We start from the raw sequence: 22,862 nt of genomic DNA on the forward strand, positions 1-22,862 counted from the left end.
CGCTCGACGGGCGGCCCGATGCGTCATCCGTGCGGCTTCGGCGCCATCGCATCGAGCGCACGCAGGAACTGCTGCATCTTGTCGCCGAAGTCGGGGCAGGCCGCGATGCGCACGAGCCTCGGATGATCGGCCCACACCGCGAGGATGCGCGTGGCGATGCGCGAGGACTCCTCGGCCGTCTCCGACCTCACCGCGTCGCCGACGAAGTGCGCGGGCGCGCCTTCCATGAAGATGACGCCGTCGTAGCGCTGCAGTTCGAGCGCCTGCGAACTGCCCACCGTGCGCCAGAAGTCCTGCGCGCCTTCGGGCCAGTAGGCGGCTGCATCGAGCGTGCCGCGATCGGTGAGCACGATGTCGCAACGCCGCGCGGCGGACTCGCGCCGCAATTGCTCGGCATGGATGCGCAGCTGCAAGGCGCGGCGTTCGGCGGCCGCCATGCCGTCCTGGCAGACCGGCTGCTCGCGCAGCAGATCCGCGGCCACTTCGGTCACGACGTCGATCCGCGCAGGATCGCGCAGCCGCGCTCGCTGGACCGCCGTCGTCTTGCCGCTGCACGAGCCGCCGGTGACCGCGATCCGCATCATGCGCTGACGCGTCGCAACGCATCGGCCAGCTCGCCGGCCGCGAGCGCGTCGCGACAGGCAGCGAGCCATGCGTCGACATCCGCCGCGGTGTGGGACAGCGACAGGTAGTTCATGTGATTCGGCAGCCAGACCATCCGGCGCTCGCGCAGCGCATGGCTGAAGCGCCTGGACAGTTCCGCTGCCGCGAGCCGGTCGCCGGAGATGAAATCGACGTGCGGCATTGCCGGCCATCGGTACGGCACCGCCTTCACGGCGGACGACACGCCCACCGCTGCAGCCACGCGATTGAAGCCTTCGATCATCCGCGTGCCGAGGCCGGCCAGGCGACCCGCGAAGTCCGGCGCCGAACGCAGCACGTCGAGGGTCGCGAGCGCCGCGGCGATCGAGCAGGCTTCACCGTTGTAGGTGCCCTTGATCCGGCACTCGGCGGTATGCCGCAGCACCGGCTCGGCCGCCAGCACGGCCGACAGCGGAAAGCCGTTGCCCAGCGCCTTGCCCACCACCGTGAGGTCCGCGGCCACGCCCAGCAGCGCCTGCGCGCCGCCGAGTCCCAGGCGCAGCGAGGTCTTGGTCTCGTCGAAGATCAGGAGCGCGCCCAGCCGGCGTGCCGCCTGCAGACAGGCCATCGCCGACGCCTGCAGCGGCTCGCGCAGCTGCACCGGATCGATCACGATCGCGGCCACGCCGCGTCGATCCTGCCGCGCCATGTCGAACAAGGCATCGAGGTCACACCCATCCCAGGGCCATACGTCCTGCGCGACCGCTGCGGGCACACCCGGCACGCGTTCGAACGGCTGCGCGCCGACATCATGGTCGTGGTCGTGCCATTTGCGATGCGGCGCGATCGAGGCATCGTGCCAGCCGGTGAAGCCCGAGCGCACGATGCGATCGCGGCCGGTGAAGGCGCGCGCGAGCCGGATGGCGGCACTGACGGCCTCGGACCCCGTCTTGAAGAACAGGCAGCCATCGGCGTGCGGAAAGAACGAAACCAGCGCCTCCTGCAAGCTGTCGACACAAGGTGGCGCGTAAGGAAAGAGCACGCCGCGCGCCATCTGCTCGGCGACGGCTGCGTTGACCCGCGCATCCGCATGGCCGAGCAGGATCGGGCCGTAGCTGCAGGTGAAATCCAGGTAGCCGTTGCCCGATTCGTCGAACAGCGTCGCGCCCGCGCCGCGCACGAAGCGGATGCCTTCCAGCTTCTTGACGTTGTCCGGCATCAGCCTGCACTGGCAGTGACGCCGGCCCGCTCGACGATGGCATCCAGCACGGTGTAGACCGGCACGGCCTCGCGCAGCGTCGGCGACGATGCGGGCCCGCCGGCCACGGCGGAGAGAAAGCACTGCAACTCGTGCACATAGCCTGCCAGGTCGAGCGCGTCGTCGAGCGCGCCCGGCTGCCATGCGGCCGCGGTATCGCGCGCCTCGCCGGGCGACACGATGCGCAGTGCGCTGAAATTCTCCGTGCGGATGGCATCGCCGCCGTCGCCGAAGATCGAGAGATCCAGGCCGAAGCGGGGCGCGCCGTTCGTCATCTGGAGCCGGGTGCGCAGGCCGGCGGCATGCTGCGCGTCCATCGTGATGAGCACGCCGCTGGAATCCGGATCGTGCTCGATGCGGGACTCGACCTCGTGCATCGGCCCGAACAGGAAGCTCACGAGATCGATCAGGTGCGCGCCGTGCGTGAGCAGGAAGGACTTCGCGACCGATCCGGAATTCCAGCGGTCCTCGCGCGGCCAGCGGGCGACATAGTTGCCGACGCACAGCGCGGGCGAGCGCAGCGGATGGCGCGCGAGATGCTCCCGCAGCCGCCGGAAGATCGGCGCATGCCTGAAGTTGTGCCCGACCTGGGTGTGAAGGCCGAGGCGCTCCGCGAGCGCGGCATTCTCGGCGAGCACGCGATGGCTGGACGCAGGCGGCTTCTCGACGAAGACATGCACGCCCGCTTCGAGCAGGCGCCGGGTCAGGTCCTGATGCGCCGACGGCGTGGCGCAAAGGAACGCGCCATCGAGCTCGCAGCGCAGCAGCGCATCGACATCGGCGAGCGCCAGCGCGACGCGATGCCTGCGCGCGAGCGCGGACGCCGCCGCGATGTCCGCATCGCACAGCGCGACCAGTTCGAAAGCCGGTGCATGCACTCTTTGCAATGCGGGCAGCAGGGTGTTCGTCGCATGCTCGCCGCAACCGATGAGCGCCACCCGCAGCGGCCGCCCGCTGCGAGGATCGAGAGGCCGCGGCTCAACGGACATCCGTGCGCTCGAAGTAGGGCACGTTGCCGTAACGCGCCCGGTAGGCCGAGAACGCGCGCACGGTCGAAGCGCTCAGGCTGCCTTCGGCCGCCTCCTCGATCTGCTGCAGCGTGAAGAAGTCGAGCGACCGGGTCAGCCCCGGCCGCATGATGCGCGGCGCGCCGGACACCAGGCGGCCGAGGTAGGAGACCACGTACCACGATTGCCGGTCGTGGCCCCGTTCGAGAAAGGTGATCGGCCGCACCTCGAGCAGCTTGTCGATCTCGACCGAGACCTCCGGACCGAGCTTGTCGGCGATCTCTTCCCTCAGCGCCGCGAGCAGGTCCGTGCGCAGCCCGAGCTCGCCGCCGATGCCTTCGTGGCGGTCGACCTCGTCGCGCGCCAGCTCGCCCCGGCGCTGCAGCAGCACGCGGCCCTGCGCATCGAAGAGATGCGCCTCGACGGCAATGCGATGGCCGTCGAGCGAATAGTTCTCCGCGGCCAGATACCGCTTGAGTTCGGCCAGCGTGCCGATCAAGGCCGACGCATCGCCGCCCGCAGGGGCCGCCGGCCGAAAGGCGACGGCGTACTCGGTCGAACGTTCGAGCGCGTTCTTCTGCCACACCGGATAGGGCTCCCACGGATCCTTGGCGCTGCGCCGGAAGCGCGGCACCAGCGTCGCGCGCTGCGGCGTGACCCGGATCAGGTTGTACGACCAGGGCGTGGCCAGCGGCAGTTCGCGCGCGCTGGCGCCGAGGCTGCCGGCGCCCATCACGTGCAGCACCCGTCCATCGTCGGCCAGTTCGTAGAGCAGCCGCTGGGTCCGCACCTCGTGCGTGTGGCCGTGCAGCGCGAGCCCGAAACCGATCTGCGCCAGGCGCCGGGCAAAGGCGGCATCGCGGATGCGGTCGTCGCCATGGCTGTCGAGCGGATGGTGCCAGACGGCGATCTTGTTGAGCTCGCGGTAGCGCGGCGTGCGCACCAGTTGCTTGATGGCGCGGTCGAATCCGTTCGCATGGATGCCGGCATCCTTGTCCTGCACGTGGTTCAGGTTCCAGGCCGAGTTCAGGGTCAGCACCAGCAGGCCGGCATCCTCGAGCACGTGGATGTGGAACTGATCTTCGTAGGCGAGCGGAAAGGCCACGCCCGAGACGGCCAGCTGGAATGCAGCGTAGGCGGCGAAACGTTCGCGGTAGGCCACCTCGTCCGCACGATAGCGGAAGGCGGCATTCTGCGGATCGGGAAAGAACAGGCCCGCGGCGCTGCGCCGGCTGGCCCGCTGCCGCGTCAATGCGGCCTTCGACGCCGCCCAGGACACATCGTGGTTGCCCGGCGCCACGACCATGCCGTCGTCGGGCACCTCGAACGCGGTGCGCAGCTCGCGCAGCAGGTCGAGCGCGAGCGCATATTGCGCGTCGGTCGCATGGTTGGTGACGTCGCCGCTGACGATGATGGCCCGCAGGCGCTCGCAGGCCAGGTCGTGCTTGAGGTCGACTTCCAGGGTGCCGAGCAGTCCGTCGACCTGCTCTCGCGACTCGACGTGCAGGTCGGATATATGCAGGACATCATGGGACACCATGGCGCCGAAGTGTCTCCCGCTGCGGCCTCGAAAGCAAGCGGGCCGGCCCGGGATTCAGACGAGGTGCGAGGCCAGCAGCTCGCGTGCGCGCGTCACGAAATCGCTTTCGCCGCGCCGTGCCGGAAGGAAGTGGAAAGCCACGCGCGGCAGCGCCGGCAAGCCATGCGGCGGCGCCAGCCGCGCCACGCCTTCGCAGAGGGCCGACTCGTTGAGGCAGGCCACGCCCAGCCCCGCGGCCAGCGCCGACTGCAGCCCCGCCACGCCCGACGCCACGTGGGCGATGGAGAAAGGCAGCTGCCGGCGGCGCAGCAGCCGGACGGTGAACTGGTGCAGCGAACAGGTATCGGGCAGCACCAGGAGGCGCAGCGGCTCGCCGCGCGCGATGCGCATGCCCGTCGCGCCCATCCAGGCCAGCGACTCGCGCCGCAACACCGCCATGCCCGGCTTCGCAGGGCCGATGCCGACGATGCGCATCGACAGCCCGACATCGAAATCGCCGCCTGCGTAGCCGGCCTCGATGGCGCCGCTCTTGAGCACGCTCACATGCAGGCGCACCCGGGGATAGTTCTCGCCGAGACGGCCCAGCAGGCGCGCCAGATCGCCGGACCGGAAATAGTCGGTGACCGCGAGGCGGAGTTCGCCCTGCAGCGTCTCGCCGCGCAGGTCGCGCCAGGCCTCGTCGCTCATTGCCAGGATCCGCCGCGCATGCGCGATGAGCCGCGTCCCGGCGGAGGTCGGCGCCACGCCGGCCTTGCTGCGCGTGAGCAACGGATGGCCGACCCGCGCCTCGAGCTTGCGCATCTGCTCGCTCACCGCGGACTGCGAGAGGAAGACTTGCGGCGCCGCGGCAGTGAGGCTGCCGGCATCGACCACTGCGACGAGGGTCTTCAGCTGATCGAGATCGAATGTCTGCATTTGCTATCCATTCGTGGAACCGATGACATCCATCATATCTTCCCGCTTTTCAGATGTTTTTGACAACCCAACAATCAGGCCACGTTCATTCATCTCCAAGGACAGCACCATGCCGCACATCGTCATCCATCTCTCCGGCCAGCCCGACGCGCAGCTCACCCGCAAGGTCGTCGACCGCGTGACCGAACTCACGCAGACCGTGCTCGACAAGAAGCTGCCGGTGATCGCGATCACCGTGCAGTACATCGCGGCCGATGCCTGGTTCGTCGGCGGACAATCGCTGGCAGAGCTCGGCAAGTCGGCCTTTCACCTCGACATCAGCATCAGCGACGAGACCAACACCAAGGCCCAGAAGGCGCGCTTCCTGCACGAGGTCTACGACGCGATGGCAGCGCTGCGCGGCAATCTGCACGAGGTGTCGTACATCCACGTGATCGACGTCCGCGCCACCGCCTACGGCTACGGCGGCCGGACGCAGGAATACCGGCACCAGCAGGCGGGCGTCTGAGCCTGCGGCGCCTGGGCGTGGCACCATGAAGGGGTTTCGAACTCCGACCCGGGAACCGCCTTGCGTTCAGCGCCCTCCGCCACCGACAGCCTCGGCAATCCGGTCACGCTCGCCGACACCGCGAGCCTGCCGCGCGTCGATGATTTCGTCGAGGGCTTCATTTCCTGCGAAGCGCGCGCGGTCGACGTGCTCGCCGCCGCCGAGGACCCGAGCCCGATCGTGCAGGCCTATTGCGCGACGCTGCACCTGTTCGCCGAATCGCGCGATGCCGTGGCCAACGCGCGGCCCTTCCTCGCGCGCGCACGCGCCGGCGCCGCGCAGGCCACCAGCCGCGAACAGCGCTACATCGCCGCCATCGAGGCCTGGGCCGAGGGCGACATCGCGCGCGCCATCGCGCTGCACCACGCGCAGGCGCGCGAGCATCCGCGCGATCTCGCCTCGCTCAAGCTGGGCCAGTACCACTGCTTCAACACCGGCGACTGCCCCGGCATGCTGCGGCTCGCGCTGGCCGCGCTGCCGGCCGCGGCCGACGTGCCCTACCTGCACGGCATGCTGGCCTTCGGCTACGAGCAATGCCACCTGATGCGCGAGGCCGAGGCCAGCGCGCGGCGTGCGATCGCGATGGAACGCAAGGAGCCCTGGGCCCATCATGCGCTGGGCCACGTGATGCTCACCGAAGGCCGCCTGAGCGAAGGCCTGGACTTCATGCAGGGCGTCAGCGACACCTGGGTCGGCCTCAACTCCTTCATGGTGACGCATAACTGGTGGCACGTGGCGCTGTTCCTGATCGACCTGGGCCGCGATGCCGAGGCGCTCGCGGTCTACGACGAACGGGTGTGGGGCGTGGTCAAGGACTATTCGCAGGACCAGATCGGCGCGGTGTCGCTGCTCGCGCGCTTCGAGCTGGCGGGGATCGACGTCGGCGCGCGCTGGCAGGACCTGGGCGGCTATCTGGCGCAGCGGCTCGATGACCACGTGTTGCCCTTTCTCGACCTGCAGTATCTCTACGGACTCGCGCGGGCCGGTCGGCCCGAGGCCGACACGCTGCTGCGCCACATCGACGCCTTCGCACCGCAGGCGCCGGCATCGACGCGCGCCGCATGGACGCGTGTCTGCGTGCCTGCCGCGCATGGCCTGCTCGCGCATGCGCGCGGCGACTTCGCAACGGCAGCGGAAGGCCTGGGGATCGCGCTGCCGCGGCTGGTCGAGATCGGCGGCAGCCATGCGCAGCGCGACCTGTTCGAGCAGGTCTACCTCGATGCGCTGATCCGCATCGGCAGCGAATCGGCCCTGGCCGGGGCGCAGGGCATTCTTCAGCAGCAGCTCAACGGCCAGCCGGAGTCGCTGCGTCTGCGCCGCCAGGCCGATACGGTCTACGCGCGGCTGGGCCTGCCGGCCTTCAGCGCAGGTAGGCCTGCACCAGCGTGACCCAGAAGCTGGCGGTGCCCGGCAGGATCTCGTCGTTGAAGTCGTAGCCGGTGTTGTGCACCATGCAGCCCGGGCCGCCGCCCGGCGTGCCGTCGCCGTTGCCGACGATGAAGTAGCTGCCCGGCACGACGTTGAGCATGAACGCGAAGTCGTCGCTGGCCTGCAGCGGCGCCATGCCGGCGATCAGCGCCTTCGGCCCCATCGATTCGAGTGCCACCTGCCGCACGAACGCGGTCGCGGCCTCGTCGTTGATGCAGGGCGGCGTGCGCCATTCGTAGGCCACCTTCGCGCTCGCGCCATGCACCGCCGCCTGGGCCTGCGCCATCGCCGTGATCCGCTCGCGCAAAAAGGCGCGCACCTCGGGCCGGCGCGCGCGCACGGTGAGCTTGAGCTCGGCGCTGGCCGGAATCACGTTGGGCGCGTGGCCGGCGTGCATCGCGCCGACGGTGACGACGGCCATGTCGTTCGGATCGACCTCGCGCGAGACCAGCGTCTGCAGCGCCAGGATCAGGTGCGCCGCGACCATGATCGGATCGACCGTGGTGTGCGGCATCGCGCCATGGCCGCCCTTGCCTTCGATGGTGATGACCGCGGTGTCCGAGGAGCTGTAGATCGGCCCCGGCAGAAAGCCGAACTGCCCCGCGGGAAAGCCCGGCTCGTTGTGGAAGGCATAGATCGCGTCGCAGGGGAAGCGATCGAACAGGCCGTCGTCGACCATCTTCTGCGCGCCCTGCAGGCCTTCCTCGGCCGGCTGGAAGATCAGGTTCAGCGTGCCGTCGAAGCCCTTGGCAGCAGCCAGCACCTGCGCGGCCGCGAGCAGGGTCGCGGTGTGGCCGTCGTGGCCGCAGGCATGCATGCGGCCCGGCCGGCGGCTGGCCCAGCCGAGTCCGGTGGTCTCGATCATCGGCAAGGCATCCATGTCGGCGCGCAGGCCCAGCCGCCGGGTGCCGCTGCCGAGCTTGAGCGTGCCGACCACGCCGGTGCCGCCCAGGCCGCGGTGCACCGCATAGCCCCAGCGCGCAAGGCGTTCGGCCACCAGCGCGCCGGTCTCGAATTCCTCGTAGCCGAGCTCGGGGTTGGCATGGATCCGGCGGCGCAGCCCGATCATCTCCTCGGTGGAAGCCTGGATGCCGGGATGCACGGGAACGGGAATCATGGGATCGTATTTTCCACGCCAATAATGGCGGCTGCTGCAATGGCCTCGAAATTGCTTCGTGAAAAGAGACTGCCAGCGATGGCACCCCGACAATGAACGACCCCACCACGCCCTCCCCGATCCCCCATCTCACGCGGCGCCAGCTCGGCCTCGGCGCGCTCGCCCTGGCCGGCGGGCTCGCCGCCACGCGCCATGCCCGCGCCGCCACCGGCAAGGGCACGGCCGTGCTGGCCATCGATGCCGATCCGCCGACGCTCAACCTCGGCACCACCACCGACTTCGCGGCCGGCGACGTCTCGGCCAAGATCCTCGAAGGCCTGGTCTGGCTCGACCCGCAGTACGAGCCCCGGCCTTCGCTCGCCACCCAGTGGACCGTCTCGCCCGACGGCAAGAACTACCGCTTCACGCTGCGCAAGGGCGTCAAGTGGCACGACGGCCGCGACTTCACGAGCGCGGACGTCAAGTACACGCTGCTCGAGATCGTGGGCAAGCTGCATCCGCGTGCGGCGCCGGTGTTCAAGAGCCTGGGCATCGAGGTCGACACGCCCGACCCGGGCACCGTGGTGATCCGGCTGCAGAAGGCCTATGCGCCTTTCCTGTCGCAGATGACGGTGTTCGATGCGCCGATCCTGCCGCGCCACGTCTACGAGGGCAGCAACGTGGGCACCAACCCGGCGAACCAGAAGCCGGTGGGCACCGGGCCCTTCAAGTTCGCCGAATGGAAACGCGGCGCCAGCATCCGGCTCGTGCGCAACGACCAGTACTGGGACGGCGACAAGCCCTACCTCGAATCCATCATCTTCCAGATCATTCCGCAGGCCGCCAACCGCGTGCCCGCATTGCAGACCGGCGAGGTCGACGAGCTGCTCGACTTCTACACGCCCAAGCCCGAGGTGCCGCGCATCCTGGCCGACAAGAACCTGAATCCGCGCCGCGGCGTGAACATTCCGGCGCTCTACTTCCTGATGTTCAACACGCAGTCGCCGCTGTTCGCGAAGAAGGAGGCGCGCCATGCGCTGGCCTTCGCGATCGACCGCCAGCGGCTGGTCAAGCAGGTGATGAACGGCATCGCGCGGCCCGGCGCGGGTGCCTTCGGCGACGGCTTCAAGTGGCTCTTCAACGACGAGGTCGCCTACGCGAAGAAATACCCGCTCGATCCCGCGCGCGCCAAGGCGCTGCTCGAGAAGGCCGGCTTCAAGCCCGGCGGCGCCGCGGCGCGCATGCCCTTCGACGCCAGCCGCGCGCAGATGCGTTCGCTGTCGCAGATCATCCAGGACAACCTGCGCCAGATCGGACTCGAGGTGAAGCTCGAACCGCTCGAGCGTTCGGTGTACTACGACCGCGTGTTCGCCAAGCGCGACTTCGAGCTGACGCTGGCCTCGTATTTCTCGGCGGGCGATCCGGCCATCGGCTACACGCGCCTGTACACCACCTACACCGGCACCGCGCCCAACACCAATGCGAGCGGCTACTCGAATCCCAAGGTCGACACGCTGCTCGGCCAGGCCGCGACGGCCACCGAGCGCGCCGAACGCGCGAAGCTCTACAAGGAGCTGCAGGTGATCCTCAACGAAGACCTTCCCTCGTTGATCCTGTACGACGAAGAAACCGTGGACACGGCGACGAAGAAGCTCACGGGCATGTTCCCTGCGCTCGATGCGCGCGACCAATGGGCCGGTGTTCGACGCATCGACTAGTTTTTCTTCGATGCTCTCGTTCATCCTGCGCCGCCTGCTGCATGCGGTCCCGCTGCTGCTGGCGGTGGTGGTGCTCAACTTCCTGCTGATCGCCTTCACGCCCGGCGACCCGGTCACGCTGCTGGTCGGCGATTTTCCGGCGCCGCCCGAATACCTTGCGCAGATGCGCCACGAGTACGGGCTCGACCAGCCGATCTGGGTCCAGCTGCTGCGCTACCTCGGCAAGGTGGTGCAGGGCGACTTCGGCTACTCGTTCGCCAACCAGCAGGCGGTGGCGGGGCTGATCCTCGATCGCCTCGGCGCCACGCTCGAACTCACGATGACGGCGCTCGCCTTCGCCAGCGTGATGGGCATCGTGTTCGGCGTGATCGCGGCGCGCTCGGCCGCGCGCTCGAACCGCGGCGTGCTCGATTCGGCGATCCAGGGCGCCTCGTCGGCCGGCTATGCGATCCCGGATTTCTGGCTCGGCCAATTGCTGATCCTGGTGTTCGCGATCTGGCTCGGCTGGCTGCCTTCGCAGGGCAACGCCTCGGTGCGCGGCAGCGCGCCGGGCTTCGCCGGTTTCGTGCAGCATCTGAGCTACCTCGTGCTGCCGGCCTTCGCGCTGTCGCTGCGCTACCTGACGCTGATCACGCGCATCACGCGCGCCGCGATGCTGGAGGTGATGAACGCCGACTTCATCCTCGCCGCGCGTTCGCGCGGCGCGACCGAGTGGACCGTGGTGGTGGTGCATGCGCTGCGCAATGCGGCGGCGCCGGTGATCACCGTGATCGGCTACAACGTCGGCTTCGTGCTCGCGGGCTCGGCGCTGATCGAGGCCGTGTTCGCCTGGCCCGGCATCGGCCGGCTGCTCTATGAATCGATCTCCAAGCGCGACTACCCGGTGATGCTCGCGATCCTGCTGATGGTGTCGGTCACGGTGGTGCTCGCCAACCTCGTCACCGACATCGTTCATCGGTTGATCGATCCGCGGATCGAACGCGCATGAGCGATCTTCCACTGACGCCCATCGCAGTGCCCGCCGTTGGCGCGCCCTTGCGCAAGGCCAGCTTCCGGAAGCGGCTGCTGCGCCGCCCGACGACGGTGCTCGCGCTGGCCTTCGTCGTGCTGCTGTTCGCGCTGGCGGTGCTCGCGCCGCTGGTCAGCGGCTACGACCCGCTGGGCGGCGGCGACAGCTCGCTGCTCGCGCCGCTGTCGCCCGGCCATTGGCTGGGCACCGACGACCTGGGCCGCGACATCTGGGCGCGTGTGGTCTACGGCACGCGCATCTCGCTCACGGTCGGCGTGGCGAGCGCGCTCTTCGCGGTCATTGTCGGCGTGATCGTCGGCGCGCTGGCGGGCTACTTCGGCGGCTGGCTGGACACACTCTTGATGCGCATCGCCGAGTTCTTCCAGACGCTGCCGCGCTTCGTGGTGGCGCTGATCGTCATCGCGCTGTTCGGCACCAGCGTGTTCAAGATGATCGTGGTGATCGCCGCGCTCTCGTGGCCGCAGCTCGCGCGGGTGGTGCGGGCCTCGGTCGCGACGCTGGCGCAATCGCAGTTCGTCGATGCGGCGCGCGTGGCCGGCATGGGCGACGGCGCGATCATCGTGCGCGAGATCCTGCCCAACGTGGCGGCGCCGATCATCGTGCTGGGCTCGCTGGACATCGCGATGGCGATCCTGATCGAGGCCAGCCTGAGCTTCTTCGGCCTCGGCGATCCGAACCAGGTGTCCTGGGGTGCGATGCTCAACGACGCGCAGCAGTACCTGCGCGACGCCTGGTGGATGTCGGCCTTTCCGGGCCTGGCGATCGCGCTGACGGTGCTCAGCTTCAACCTGCTGGGCGATGCGCTCAACGATGCGCTGAACCCGCGCGCGAGTTCGCGATGAGCGCCGATCTGCTGCTCGACGTGCGCGGCCTCTCGGTCGACATCCGCCAGGGTGCATCGGCGCCGCTGCGGGTGGTGAACGATGTTTCGCTGTCGGTGCGCCGCGGCGAGGCCGTGGGGCTGGTCGGCGAATCGGGCTCGGGCAAGTCGATGACGGCCTTTGCGATCATGAACCTCTTTCCCTCGCCGCTCGCGCGCGTGGCGGCGGGGCAGGTCCTGCTCGAAGGCAAGGATCTCGCGCAGTTGCCCGGCGCCGCGCTGCGCACGATGCGCGGCGCGCGCGTGGGGATGGTGTTCCAGGATCCGACGAGCTACCTCGATCCGCTGATGCCGGTGGGTCGGCAGATCGCCGAGCCGCTGCGCGCGCATGGGCGCACCGACGGGCTCGATGCACGCGTGCTCGAACTCATCGACCTGATGGAGCTGCCTCACGCGGCGCAGGTCGCGCGCAAGTACCCGCACGAACTCTCGGGCGGCATGCGCCAGCGCATCCTGATCGCGGCCGCGCTGGCCATGCGGCCCGCGCTGCTGATCGCCGACGAGCCGACGACCGCGCTCGACGTCACGGTGCAGGCCGGGATCCTGAAGCTGCTGATGCACCTGCGCCGCGAACTCGATCTCGGCATCCTGCTGATCACGCACGATCTCGCGGTGGTGGCCGAGACCTGCCAGCGCGTCAACGTGATGTACGCCGGGCAGATCGTCGAAAGCAGCGAGGTCGGGCCGCTGTTCGCCGCGCCGCGCCATCCGTACACGCAGGGGCTGCTGGCCAGCATCCTCAACCCGGCCTCGCGCGCGCATTCGCTGTTCTCGATTCCAGGCGGCGTGCCGATCGCGGGGCACTGGCCTGCGGGCTGCCGATTTCATCCGCGCTGCCCGATCGCGCGCGAGGGGCTGTGCGATGTCGTTGAACCCGCGTTGAAGGCCTACGGCGGTGGGGCGGATCGTTGTCATCTGAGTGACGAGGCGATTGCCGCGCGCGCCTGGGAGGCTGCAGGCCCCTCCTCTCCCCAGAGGGGCGAGGGAGCCAGGCCATGAACGACGGCGACAACGCGCCCCTGCTCGAAGCCCGCGAGGTGAGCCGGCTGTTCCCGGTGCGTGCGAGCGGCGGGCTGTTCCGCGCGCGGCAGATGCAGCGCGCGGTCGATCGCGTGTCGGTTTCGATCCGGCCCGGCGAGGTGCTGGCGCTGGTCGGCGAAAGCGGCAGCGGCAAGACCACGCTCGGGCGCATGCTGCTCGGCCTCACGGCGCCGAGCGAAGGCGCGATCCTCTACAAGGGACAGGACATCGCCGCGCGCTCGGGCGCGGCCGCACGCGATTTCCGGCGCGCGGTGCAGGTGGTGTTCCAGGACACGGGCGGCTCGCTGAATCCGCGTCGCAGCATCGGCCAGAGCGTCGCGCTGCCGCTGGTGCATCACCGTGGCCTCGACGCGCGTGCGGCCGCGGTCGAAGTCGATGCGCTGCTCGAACAGGTGGGCCTGCCCGCCGCGCATTTCCGCCATCGCCTGCCGCACGAGCTGTCGGGCGGCCAGCGGCAGCGCGTCGGCATCGCGCGTGCGATGGCCTCGAACCCGGCCGTGATCATTGCCGACGAGCCGGTGTCCGCGCTCGATGTTTCGGTGCGCGCGCAGATCCTCAAGCTGATGGCCGAGTTGCAGCGGCAGAAGAACCTGGCCTACCTCTTCATCACGCACGACCTCGGCGTGGTGCGCGCGATGGCGGACCGCGTGATGGTGATGCACCAGGGCCGCGTGGTCGAGAGCGGCGATGCCGACGCGGTGCTCGATGCGCCGCAGCACGACTACACGCGCCGGCTGCTGGCGGCCACGCCGGTGCCCGATCCGTCGCGCCAGCTGCAGGATTGAGGTCGCACGATGACGCGCCATTTCACCGAGGCGACCACCGGCTACTGGCAGCGCATCGCCGAGGCCGACGAGCTCGCACAGCCGGGGCCGCCGTGGCGCTTCGGCTACCCGGCACGCCTGCCCGATGGCCGCGTGCTGATGCTGCCGATACGGCAGCTGGCGAACGAACCCCGGCATGCGGTGGCCTCGCTGCTGGTCAACCATGCGGCGCTCGACGTGGTCGACACGCTGGGCACGCTGCTGGCACACCGGCTCGCGCCGCTGTCTCCCGAGCTGGTGATCGGACTGCCGACCCTGGGCCTCGCGCTCGCGCCGCTGGTCGCCCGCGCACTGGGCCACGCGCGCTATCTGCCGCTCGGCTACTCGCGCAAGTTCTGGTACGACGATGCGCTCTCCGCGCCGGTGCATTCGATCACCTCGCCGGTGCCGGGCAAGCGCATCTACCTCGATCCGAACCTGCGGCCGCTGATCGAGGGCCGGCGCCTCGTGCTGGTGGACGATGCGGTCAGCACCGGCACCACGCTGCGGGCCGCGTGGGAACTGATCGAATCGCTGGGCGGCGAGGTCGTCGCCTGTGGCGTGGCGATGCTTCAGGGCACGCAATGGGCCAACAAGCTCGGCACCGAACGCGCCGCGCGCGTGGCGGGCGTGTTCGAGAGCCCGCTGCTTCAGGCGGTGCCCGAGGGGTGGGTGCTGCGCGACGAGGCACTCCCAATGCTGCCGGCCTGCAGCCCGAACAGCTTGCCGTAGCGCAGCCCGATGTAGGCATGCTCGCGCATCAGCATCTCGACGCGCGCGGACTCGCGCTGCTCCAGCGCCTCGAAGACCAGCTGGTGCTGCAGCTGGGCAAAGCGCAGCTTCTCGTACTCGCGGTCCAGTGACGCCGGGTCGATGATGATCGAATCGGCCGACGCGAAAGGCAGATGGTTGTTGCGCGCGATCGCGTCGGCGATGACCGAGCTCTCGATCGATTCGACGATCGCGCGGTGGAAGCGGTTGTTGAGCCGGCTCCAGGCGCCCACGTCCTCCTGTGTCAGATGGCCCTTGGCGAGCAGCCGGCCGCCCTCGTCGACACAACCCTGCAATGTCTGGCGCACCGCGTCGGGCATGCCGCGCTCGGCAAGGCGCCGTGCCGCCAGGCCTTCGAGCACGCCGCGCACTTCGAGCGCGCATTGCACGTCGTGGTCCGAGAACTCGCGCACGACGAAGCCGCGCTTGCCCGCCGGCTGCAGCAGGCCTTCCTGCTCCAGCGTGCGGAAGGCGATGCGTACCGGCGTGCGCGAGACGCCCAAGGCCTCGGCGACCGCGATTTCCGCCACGCGCGAGCCGGCCGCGTAATGCCCTTCGATGATCAGCTTGCGCAGCGTCGCGACCACGCTGCCGCTGTCTTCGGCGCGCGATCTTGAATCCTGTTTTTGACTCATATGGGATCCATTCATTCGAATTTTCTCGGTTGAAATCTTATTTTCATTCATAATTGGATCCAATAATTGCGATGACGGAGAAAAACATGTTCCCCAAGAATGCCTGGTACGTGGCCTGCACGCCCAACGAGATCGACGACCGGCCGCTCGGCCGCAAGATCTGCAACGAGCAGATCGTGTTCTACCGCGGCCCCGACGGCGCGGTCGCCGCGCTGGAGGATTTCTGCCCGCACCGCGGCGCGCCGCTGTCGCTCGGCCAGGTGGTCGAGGGCAAGCTGGTCTGCGGCTACCACGGCCTGGAGATGGGCTGCGACGGCAAGACGGTCGCGATGCCCGGCCAGCGCGTGCGCGGCTTCCCGGCGATCCGGACCTACCCGGTGGTCGAACGCCATGGCTTCATCTGGGTCTGGCCGGGCGACGCGGCGCAAGCCGATGCCGACAAGATCCACCACCTCGCATGGGCCGAGAATCCCGAGTGGGCGCACGGCGGCGGCATGTTCCATATCGCCTGCGACTACCGGCTGATGATCGACAACCTGATGGACCTCACGCACGAGACCTACGTGCACGCGAGCAGCATCGGCCAGAAGGAAATCGACGAGGCGCCACCGGCCACGAAGGCCGAGGGCGACGAGGTCGTCACCAGCCGTTTCATGGAGAACATCATGGCGCCGCCGTTCTGGAAGATGGCGCTGCGCGGCAACCACCTGCCCGACGACCAGCCGGTCGACCGCTGGCAGATCTGCCGCTTCACGCCGCCCAGCCACGTGATGATCGAGGTCGGCGTGGCGCTGGCCGGCAAGGGCGGCTACGAGGCCGAGCCGCAGTACAAGGCCTCGAGCATCGTGGTCGACTTCATCACGCCCGAAACCGACACCTCGATCTGGTATTTCTGGGGCATGGCGCGCAACTTCAATCCGAAGGACAAGGCGCTCACGGCCAGCATCCGCGAAGGCCAGGGCAAGATCTTCAGCGAGGACCTGGAGATGCTGGAGCGCCAGCAGAAGAACCTGCTGGCCTGGCCCGGGCGCAACGTGCTCAAGCTCAACATCGATGCCGGCGGCGTGCAGTCGCGGCGCGTGCTCGACCGCATCATCGCGGCCGAGCAGCGGCCGGCCGCGGAGGCATCGCCAGCGGCCGCCTGAGCGCGCGGCGGCCGTCGCGTCAGCTTGCTGCCCTATAGTCGCGGCTCTCACAGGGAGCCGCGCATCCATGGACATCGACCCGAAAGACATCATCGAGAGCGCCAAGGCCGCCAATGAAATCCAGGCCGCACGCAAGGCCCGGCTGAACGCGCTGGTCGCGATCACGGTCGCCGTGCTGGCGACTTTCATGGGCATCTGCAAGGTCAAGGACGACAACATCGTCCAGGGCATGCAGCAGGCCCAGGCGGACAAGATCGATCACTGGGCCTACTACCAGGCACGAACGATCCGGCAGGACATCGCGGAGGCGACCGCGGTGCAGCTCGAAGTGGCGCAGCCGCCGTCGACCGCGGCCTCGGGCGCCCGGAATGCCGCCGTCGCCAGATACCGCGCGATCGCGGCCGACCAGCGCGACAAGCGCGAGCAACTGCGCGCCGCGGCCGAGCAGGACCAGAAGAACTACGACGCCCTGAACTACCGCGACGACCAGTTCGACCTGTCCGACGCACTGCTCGCCATCGCGATCGCGATGCTGGCCGTCACGGCGCTGACCGGGCTCTGGCCGCTGTACTGGGCCGCGCTCGTGCCGACGGCGTTCGGCGTGCTGATGGGCGTTGCCGGCCTGACCGGATTGCCGATCCATCCGGATGCGCTGGTGAAGCTGCTGTCCTAGCGAACACCGGTCGCGCCGGCATCGGCCGCGCGGCGATGGCCGACCTCGAAATCGTTGCGCCCGCTGCGGTCCACGCCCCTGAGCAGCCACAGCGGCCTCTCGGCGAAGTTCACCGCCACGCCGGTCTTGCCGTCGGCCGGCCGCAGGCCGCGCTCGAAGACCGAGGTCGATGGCATGTAGCGCAGCGCGACGCCGGTGCGGCGCTTGCGCGAGCCGTTGGCCTTGGCGCCATGGATCATGTAGACGTCATGCAGCGACATCTGGCCCGGCTGCAGTTCGAGGTCGACCGCTTCGGCCTCGTCGAAGCTGCCGGCCGCCATGCGCTGGTTCAACGTCAGGTCGTCGCGGCCTTCGTGCAGATGCGGGTGCAGCACGTGGTCGCGGTGAGAGCGCGGGATCACGCGCAGGCAGCCGTTCTCGGCCACCGATTCTTCCAGTGCGACCCACACGGTGCAGTTGGCCAGCGGACGGATCGGCCAGTAGTGGCCGTCCTGGTGCCACGGCGTTTCATAGCCCTCGGCGGGCGGCTTGCAGAACACGTGGCAGCCCCAGAGGATCACGTCGCCGCCGATCACGCCGGACACCAGCTCGACGATCTCCGGGTCCTTCGCGAGTTCGAGGAAGTCGCTGCGGCCGCGCACGCCTTCGCCGTTGTCGCCTTCGATGTGGGCCGAGACCAGCTTCTCGGGCCGCACGCCGGGGTTGTCGCGGATCAGCGCGTCGAGCGCATCGCGCATCGCCGCGACGCGCGCGGGCGGCAGCCGGAACTGCGGAATCACCCAGCCTTCGGACTGGTAGTGCTCGATCTCCTGCGTGGACAGTCGCGCCATGGGTGCACCTCGTGGGATGCGCCCATTATGAGGACATCAGGCCGCGTAGCCGGGCGGTGGCACGAAGCCGCCGAACGCATGCTCGACCTGCTGCGCGAAGGCCAGGGTCGTGCGGTCTTCGAGGCGCGGGCCGATGATCTGCATGTCGATCGGCAGGCCGTCGTCGCTCAGCCCGATCGGCATGGCGGTCGATGGCAGGCCGGTCAGCGTGGCGATGCTCGACCAGGCCGACTGGGCCTCGTAGGCGATCGACCGGCCGTCGACCTGGAGCCGCCGCGCGTGCATCTCGCCGTGGTCATGCGCGAACGCGGGCGTCGGCATGACGGGACAGAGGATCACGTCCCATGCCTCGAAGAACCGCCGCCATTGATGCGCGATACCGAGTCGCGCGCGGTCTGCATGGATCCAGTCGCGGTGGCTCATGCCCGGCGCATTGCCCGGCATGTCGGCGCTGAACAGCGCCCACATCAGCTGGCCCCACAGCGACGCGACACGGCCGAGGTCCGGCAGCAGCGGGCTCGCGCGGCCGATCTTGCAGCCGGCGCGGTCCAGCCTGTCGCAGAGATGCTGCAATGAAGAGCGCACGGCATTCGAGGTCGGTACGCCCGGATGCGCGTCGAGCACCAGCACGCGAAAGTCGCCGAGCGCGGCATGGCGCGCCGGCGGCAGCGCCAAGCGGTAGGCCACGGCCTCGGCATCGTCGGGGCCGGCGATGACATCGAGGGCCAGCGCCAGGTCGTCCGCGCTTCTGGCCATCGGACCGATCACGGCGAGGTCGATGTCGGCACCGACCGACAAGGATGGCGTGCCCGGTGGCGCATTGCCGCGCATCGGCACCAGGCCGTGCGAGGGCTTGTGTGCGAAGACGCCGCAGCAATGCGCGGGCACGCGCAGCGAGCCACCCAGGTCGGTGCCGAATTCGAGCGGCACGTAGCCGGCCGCGAGCGCCGCCGCGCTGCCGCCGGACGAACCGCCCGGCGTGCGTTCGAGGTCCCACGGGTTGCGCGTGGTGCCGTACAGCGGGTTGAAGCTCTGCCAATCCGCGAGATGCGTCGGGACGTTGGTCTTGCCGAGGACGATCGCACCCGCGGCTTTCAGGCGTCGCACCACGACGGCGTCCTCGCCCACCGGAATCTTCTCGGTACCCGGAATGCCCCAGGTGGTCGGCAGGCCCGCGACGTTGAAGGCTTCCTTCACGGTGACGGGAATGCCCAGCAACGGGCGGCGCTCGCCCCGCGCCAGCGCAGCATCGGCCGCGGCTGCCGCGCCGCGCGCACGCTCGAAGTCGCGCACAACCACGGCATTGACCTGGCCATCGAAGCGCTCGATGCGTTCGATCGAACGGTCCAGCAATTCGACGGCCGACACCTGACGGCCTTGCAGGGCTGCGACGAGATCGCGCGCGGTGGGGTGGTTCATGGCCTCATCGTGCGCCGGGTCCGACCCGACTGCTTGATCTGCCTTGCGGCATGCTTGATGAATCTTGCGCTCGGTGCTCAAGCGCCGGGGGTTCCGCCGCCGGGCACCAGTGCATCGAAGGCCTGCGTGAAATCAGCGCGCCACAGCATGCGCGTGCTGCCGTCGATCCACGCCGCGTCGAGCCCGTTCAGCATGAAGCCGCGCAGGTCGGCGATCGAGAAGCCGAAGTCGTCGACCATCTTCTGCCACGCCTGCGTCGGCGTCACGAGGTGCAGCGTCGGATCGTCGGTGTTGGGATGGATGCGCAGGCCCAGGCCCGGCATCCTGCGGATCGGATGGTCGAGCGCCCAGCGCTCGCGCGGCAGGGTGCGCAGATAGTAGGAGTTGGTCGGCACCACGGTGAACACGATGCCGCGCTCGGCGCATTCGCGTGCGTACTCGGGCGCATCGACGATCGTGTAGCCGTGGTCGATGCGGTCGACCTGCAGCAGCTCGACGGCGGTCTTCACGTTGGTCCATGGCATGCCGAACTCGCCGGCATGCGCCGTGGTCTTCAGGCCGGCGCGGCGCGCGGCCGCGTAGGCATCGACGAAGTGTTCGGGCGGATGATCGATCTCGCTGTAGTCGATGCCGATGCCGACCACCTCCTCGCGCCGATGGGCCGCGACCCACTGCACCATCTCCAGCGCGGCCTCGGGCGAAGCCTCGCGGTCGATGGCGGGCACGAGGCGGCCGACGATGCCGTGGTCGGTTTGCGCGTCGCGGATGGCGCGCACGATCGCGTCCTGCGCGCTCGCGTAGGGGATGCCGGATTGCCGTGCGGTGCCGGTCGGATTCCAGAAGAACTCGGCATAGCGCACCCGGTGCGCAGCCGCATCCTGCAGGTATTCGTAGCTGATGCGATGCAGGTCGTCCGGCGTCTTGAGCAGGTGCGCGTCGAGCGCGCGCAGCGCCTTGAGCACGCCGACCGGCTTCTCGCCGCGGATGTAGAAGGCGTCGATCTCTTCATCGCTCAGCGGCGCCTTCGCACGGTGCGCGAGCGCCTTGAAGGTCGCATGGCGAACCGTGCCGAGCAGGTGGCAATGAAGCTCGACCTTGGGGATCGCGCGGCAGAAGTCTGAAAGTTGAAAGCTCACGCAGCGATCGTACGCGCGCTTCACGCCGCGCGCGCGGCCTGCGCCAGGGCGTCCAGCACGACGCGGCGCAGCAGCGCCTCGTCGGCCACGCTCGCGACCAGGGCATTGGCCGTCGCGCGGCGCGGCACGCGCCACTCCACCACCGTCATGCCGCGCGTGTGCTCGCCCTGGCATTCCGCCACCACGTGCGCGGGCCGGAAGCGCATGCCTTCGGGCGCGACCAGCGCGGCGGCGGCGCTCGGGTCATAAAGCGCCATCGGCAGGCTGCCGTCGGAACTGGCGATGCGCACGTAGCCGAGCAGCAGGTCGGCCAGCACCTCGGCCTTGTCGGTGCCGAGGGCGCGCAGCGCGTCGGCATCGGCGGCGTGCACGCGAACCTGGCGGCAGGCATCGAGGCCCACCATCTGCAGCGGCACACCGGCGTCGAGCACGGCATTGATCGCCTCCGGATCGACGGCCGCATTGAACTCGGCCGCCGCCGTGTGATTGCCCGGCCCGGCGCTGCCGCCCATCCACATCAGCGGCGCGATCCGCGCTGCGAGCTCGGGCCGTTGCCGCAGCAGGGTCGCGATGTTGGTGAGCGGCCCGAGCGCCAGCAGCGCGGCCGGTTCGCCCGCCGCAGCCAGGTAGCAGCCCAGCGCGCCGACCGCATCGACGTCAGCCAAGGCGGCGCGCGCGGGCGGCAGGCTGCGGCCGGCGGAACCCATGGCATCGGCGCCGAGGATGTTCTGCGCCGTGACGAGTTCGCCGGCGAGCGGCCGTGCGCAGCCGGCGTGGATCGGAAAGTCCCAGCCGAAGTACGCGGCGGCGCGCAAGGCGTTGTCGATCACGACCTCGAGCGGCGCATTGCCGGCGACCAGCGACAGGCCGTCGATGCGCCAACCCGGCGTCTGCGCAACCGTCAGCACGGCCGCGAGATCGTCGAAGCCCATGTCGGTGTCGATCCAGACGCGCTTCATTTCTTCAGGTGGCGGCTCTGGTCGTAGGTGGGTTGCGGCGGCAGGTCGGCCAGGTGCCGCGTGTCGGCCCAGTCGACGATCTCGATCTGTTCGGGCTTGGCCGCGTCGGCAATGCGGATGCGATTGAAGCCGGCGTTGGGAATCTCGCTCTGGCGCGGCCCGTTCAGGCCCAGGCCGCGCGCGGTGCGCCAGACCATGTCGAGCACGCCGCCATGCGTGACCACCAGCACGTTCTGGCCGGCGTGCGCCGCGGCGATGCGGCCCAGCGCGTCCATGATGCGCGCATGGAACTGACGTGCCGATTCGCCCTCCGGCATCGCATGGTCCTCGCGGAACTGGAGCCAGTCTTCCCAGGCGCGCGGATGCAGGTGCTGGATCTCTTCGGCGCGCATGCCTTCGACGATGCCGAAGTGCTGCTCGCGCAGCGCCGCCTGGGTGGCGATCGGCAGCTCGAGCAGGCGCGCGGCCGGCGCCGCAGTCTGCTGCGCGCGCATGAGGTCGCTGCTGATCAGCTGCTGCACCGGTTCGCCCGCGAGCCGAAGGCCGAGGCGGCGCGCCTGCTCGTGGCCGGCGTCGTTGAGGGGAACGTCGACATGGCCCTGGAAGCGCAGTTCACGGTTCCAGTCGGTCTCGCCGTGACGGATCAGGATGAGTTCGGTGGTGGGCATAGGATGGTGTCTATTGTCCGCGCACCGGGTGACCTCGTGATGTCGGCGATCCGATCGCAGAGAATTCGTGCATGCCGACCCTTGTTCTCCTGCCCGGTCTTGCCTGCGACGAGCGCCTGTGGGAAGCCCAGCTTCCCGCCCTGCCCTCCGCCTTCGACGTCCACGTGAGCGACGTCCACATGCACCACGACCGCATCGAAACCATGGCCGCCGCCGTGCTGCGCGAGCACGCAGGGCCGCTCGTCCTGTGCGGCGCTTCGATGGGCGGCATGGTCGCGATGGAAGTCGCGCGCCAGGCGCCCGAACGCATCGCCGGGCTCGCGCTGCTCGGCACCAATGCACGGCCCGAGACGCCAGAGATGGTCCAGCTGCGCGAGTCGGCCATCGAGCTGTTCGAGCGCGGCGAGGCGCGCGACGTGATCGAGCTCAATGCCGGCTTCGCCTTTCATCCACTCCAAGCCGCGGATGCGGCGCTGACCCGGCGCTATGTCGACCTGATCCTCGATGCAGGCGTCGCCCAGCTGGTGCGCCAGAACCGCGCACTGATGGAGCGTCCCGATGCGCGTCCCCATCTGCCGGCGCTGCGCTGCCCGGTGCTCGTGGTGTGCGGCGACGGCGACCGGTTGACGCCGCCCGAGTGCTCGCGCGAGATCGCCGCACTGGTGCCGCATGCGGAGCTGGTGTGGGTGGCGCAATGCGGCCACATGCTCACGATGGAAAAGCCTGCGCCGGTCAATGCGGCGCTCGGTGCGTGGCTGCAACGCCTGCTGACGACTTGAAG

The 22,862-nt window shown here is 69.3% G+C and carries 23 protein-coding genes; 11 read left to right on the plus strand and 12 right to left on the minus strand.

The genetic code is table 11. The features are described from left to right. Nucleotides 1-23: 23 nt before the first annotated feature. Genes E5P2_RS21835 through E5P2_RS21855 form a run of 5 tightly spaced genes read right to left on the minus strand, consistent with a single transcriptional unit; the run spans nt 24 to nt 5,302 of the window. A complete protein-coding gene (locus tag E5P2_RS21835) occupies nt 24-584 on the minus strand; it encodes an ATP/GTP-binding protein (protein ID WP_162569244.1) in 561 nt (186 codons plus the stop codon). Beyond that, entirely contained in the window at nt 581-1,801 is a 1,221-nt protein-coding gene (locus E5P2_RS21840) for an aminotransferase class III-fold pyridoxal phosphate-dependent enzyme (protein ID WP_162569245.1), read from the minus strand. Before E5P2_RS21840 ends, E5P2_RS21835 begins: the two co-directional genes overlap by 4 nt. Continuing rightward, entirely contained in the window at nt 1,801-2,829 is a 1,029-nt protein-coding gene (locus E5P2_RS21845; protein WP_162569246.1) for a Gfo/Idh/MocA family protein, read from the minus strand. The genes E5P2_RS21840 and E5P2_RS21845 overlap by 1 nt, the downstream gene beginning before the upstream one ends. After that, nucleotides 2,819-4,387 (minus strand): metallophosphoesterase, encoded by a 1,569-nt coding sequence (locus E5P2_RS21850; RefSeq protein WP_162569247.1) that lies wholly within the window; start codon nt 4,385-4,387, stop codon nt 2,819-2,821. Before E5P2_RS21850 ends, E5P2_RS21845 begins: the two co-directional genes overlap by 11 nt. Before the next feature lie 54 nt (nt 4,388-4,441). After that, nucleotides 4,442-5,302, minus strand: coding sequence for a LysR family transcriptional regulator (locus E5P2_RS21855; RefSeq protein WP_162569248.1), 861 nt, complete (start codon nt 5,300-5,302; stop codon nt 4,442-4,444). Between the two features lie 109 nt (nt 5,303-5,411). On the opposite strand from E5P2_RS21855, the gene E5P2_RS21860 reads away from it, so the two are divergent. Next, entirely contained in the window at nt 5,412-5,810 is a 399-nt protein-coding gene (locus E5P2_RS21860) for a tautomerase family protein (RefSeq protein ID WP_162569249.1), read from the plus strand. 60 nt (nt 5,811-5,870) lie between these two features. After that, a complete protein-coding gene (locus tag E5P2_RS21865) occupies nt 5,871-7,238 on the plus strand; it encodes a tetratricopeptide repeat protein (RefSeq protein ID WP_162569250.1) in 1,368 nt (455 codons plus the stop codon). On the opposite strand, the gene E5P2_RS21870 is transcribed toward E5P2_RS21865, so the two are convergent. After that, nucleotides 7,210-8,394 (minus strand): M20 aminoacylase family protein, encoded by a 1,185-nt coding sequence (locus E5P2_RS21870; protein WP_162569251.1) that lies wholly within the window; start codon nt 8,392-8,394, stop codon nt 7,210-7,212. The two genes, E5P2_RS21865 and E5P2_RS21870, sit on opposite strands and share 29 nt — an antisense overlap. Nucleotides 8,395-8,486: 92 nt before the next feature. Between E5P2_RS21870 and E5P2_RS21875 the strand changes: the two genes are divergently transcribed. From E5P2_RS21875 to E5P2_RS21900, 6 genes are read left to right on the plus strand one after another with little or no spacing between them, the layout of a single operon-like run. Next, nucleotides 8,487-10,091, plus strand: coding sequence for an ABC transporter substrate-binding protein (locus tag E5P2_RS21875; RefSeq protein ID WP_162569252.1), 1,605 nt, complete (start codon nt 8,487-8,489; stop codon nt 10,089-10,091). Between the two features lie 10 nt (nt 10,092-10,101). Beyond that, nucleotides 10,102-11,079: an ABC transporter permease gene (locus tag E5P2_RS21880; RefSeq protein ID WP_162569253.1), complete on the plus strand. Its 978-nt coding sequence runs from the start codon at nt 10,102-10,104 to the stop codon at nt 11,077-11,079. Continuing rightward, on the plus strand, nt 11,076-11,963 hold the full coding sequence (locus tag E5P2_RS21885; protein WP_162569254.1) for an ABC transporter permease: 888 nt from the start codon (nt 11,076-11,078) through the stop codon (nt 11,961-11,963). The genes E5P2_RS21880 and E5P2_RS21885 overlap by 4 nt, the downstream gene beginning before the upstream one ends. After that, nucleotides 11,960-13,000, plus strand: coding sequence for an ABC transporter ATP-binding protein (locus E5P2_RS21890; protein ID WP_162569255.1), 1,041 nt, complete (start codon nt 11,960-11,962; stop codon nt 12,998-13,000). The genes E5P2_RS21885 and E5P2_RS21890 overlap by 4 nt, the downstream gene beginning before the upstream one ends. Then, a complete protein-coding gene (locus E5P2_RS21895) occupies nt 12,997-13,827 on the plus strand; it encodes an ATP-binding cassette domain-containing protein (RefSeq protein ID WP_162569256.1) in 831 nt (276 codons plus the stop codon). The genes E5P2_RS21890 and E5P2_RS21895 overlap by 4 nt, the downstream gene beginning before the upstream one ends. A gap of 9 nt (nt 13,828-13,836) precedes the next feature. After that, nucleotides 13,837-14,577, plus strand: a complete 741-nt coding sequence (locus E5P2_RS21900; protein ID WP_162569257.1) for a phosphoribosyltransferase — start codon at nt 13,837-13,839, stop codon at nt 14,575-14,577. Here E5P2_RS21900 and E5P2_RS21905 read toward each other — a convergent pair. Further along, nucleotides 14,496-15,251, minus strand: a complete 756-nt coding sequence (locus tag E5P2_RS21905) for a GntR family transcriptional regulator (protein WP_162569258.1) — start codon at nt 15,249-15,251, stop codon at nt 14,496-14,498. The genes E5P2_RS21900 and E5P2_RS21905 overlap by 82 nt on opposite strands. 86 nt (nt 15,252-15,337) lie before the next feature. Between E5P2_RS21905 and E5P2_RS21910 the strand changes: the two genes are divergently transcribed. Continuing rightward, nucleotides 15,338-16,396 (plus strand): aromatic ring-hydroxylating dioxygenase subunit alpha, encoded by a 1,059-nt coding sequence (locus E5P2_RS21910; RefSeq protein ID WP_162569259.1) that lies wholly within the window; start codon nt 15,338-15,340, stop codon nt 16,394-16,396. Between the two features lie 67 nt (nt 16,397-16,463). Next, a complete protein-coding gene (locus E5P2_RS21915; protein ID WP_162569260.1) occupies nt 16,464-17,069 on the plus strand; it encodes a DUF4337 domain-containing protein in 606 nt (201 codons plus the stop codon). Here the strand turns inward: E5P2_RS21915 and E5P2_RS21920 are convergent. The 5 genes from E5P2_RS21920 to E5P2_RS21935 form a co-directional block, all read right to left on the minus strand. Then, entirely contained in the window at nt 17,066-17,899 is an 834-nt protein-coding gene (locus E5P2_RS21920) for a phytanoyl-CoA dioxygenase family protein (protein WP_162569261.1), read from the minus strand. The genes E5P2_RS21915 and E5P2_RS21920 overlap by 4 nt on opposite strands. A gap of 36 nt (nt 17,900-17,935) precedes the next feature. Beyond that, a complete protein-coding gene (locus E5P2_RS21925; protein WP_162569262.1) occupies nt 17,936-19,318 on the minus strand; it encodes an amidase family protein in 1,383 nt (460 codons plus the stop codon). A 77-nt stretch (nt 19,319-19,395) separates the two neighbouring features. Continuing rightward, entirely contained in the window at nt 19,396-20,454 is a 1,059-nt protein-coding gene (gene add / locus E5P2_RS21930) for an adenosine deaminase (RefSeq protein WP_232080799.1), read from the minus strand. A gap of 20 nt (nt 20,455-20,474) precedes the next feature. Beyond that, complete coding sequence (locus E5P2_RS37835) at nt 20,475-21,413, minus strand: nucleoside hydrolase (protein ID WP_162569264.1); 939 nt, start codon at nt 21,411-21,413, stop codon at nt 20,475-20,477. Next, a complete protein-coding gene (locus tag E5P2_RS21935; RefSeq protein ID WP_162569265.1) occupies nt 21,410-22,081 on the minus strand; it encodes a histidine phosphatase family protein in 672 nt (223 codons plus the stop codon). The genes E5P2_RS37835 and E5P2_RS21935 overlap by 4 nt, the downstream gene beginning before the upstream one ends. A gap of 71 nt (nt 22,082-22,152) precedes the next feature. Between E5P2_RS21935 and E5P2_RS21940 the strand changes: the two genes are divergently transcribed. Beyond that, complete coding sequence (locus E5P2_RS21940) at nt 22,153-22,860, plus strand: alpha/beta fold hydrolase (RefSeq protein ID WP_174262685.1); 708 nt, start codon at nt 22,153-22,155, stop codon at nt 22,858-22,860. Nucleotides 22,861-22,862: the final 2 nt, after the last annotated feature.

Origin of the sequence: Variovorax sp. SRS16 (genome assembly GCF_901827165.1) — a bacterium.
Taxonomy (GTDB): Bacteria; Pseudomonadota; Gammaproteobacteria; order Burkholderiales; family Burkholderiaceae_C; genus Variovorax.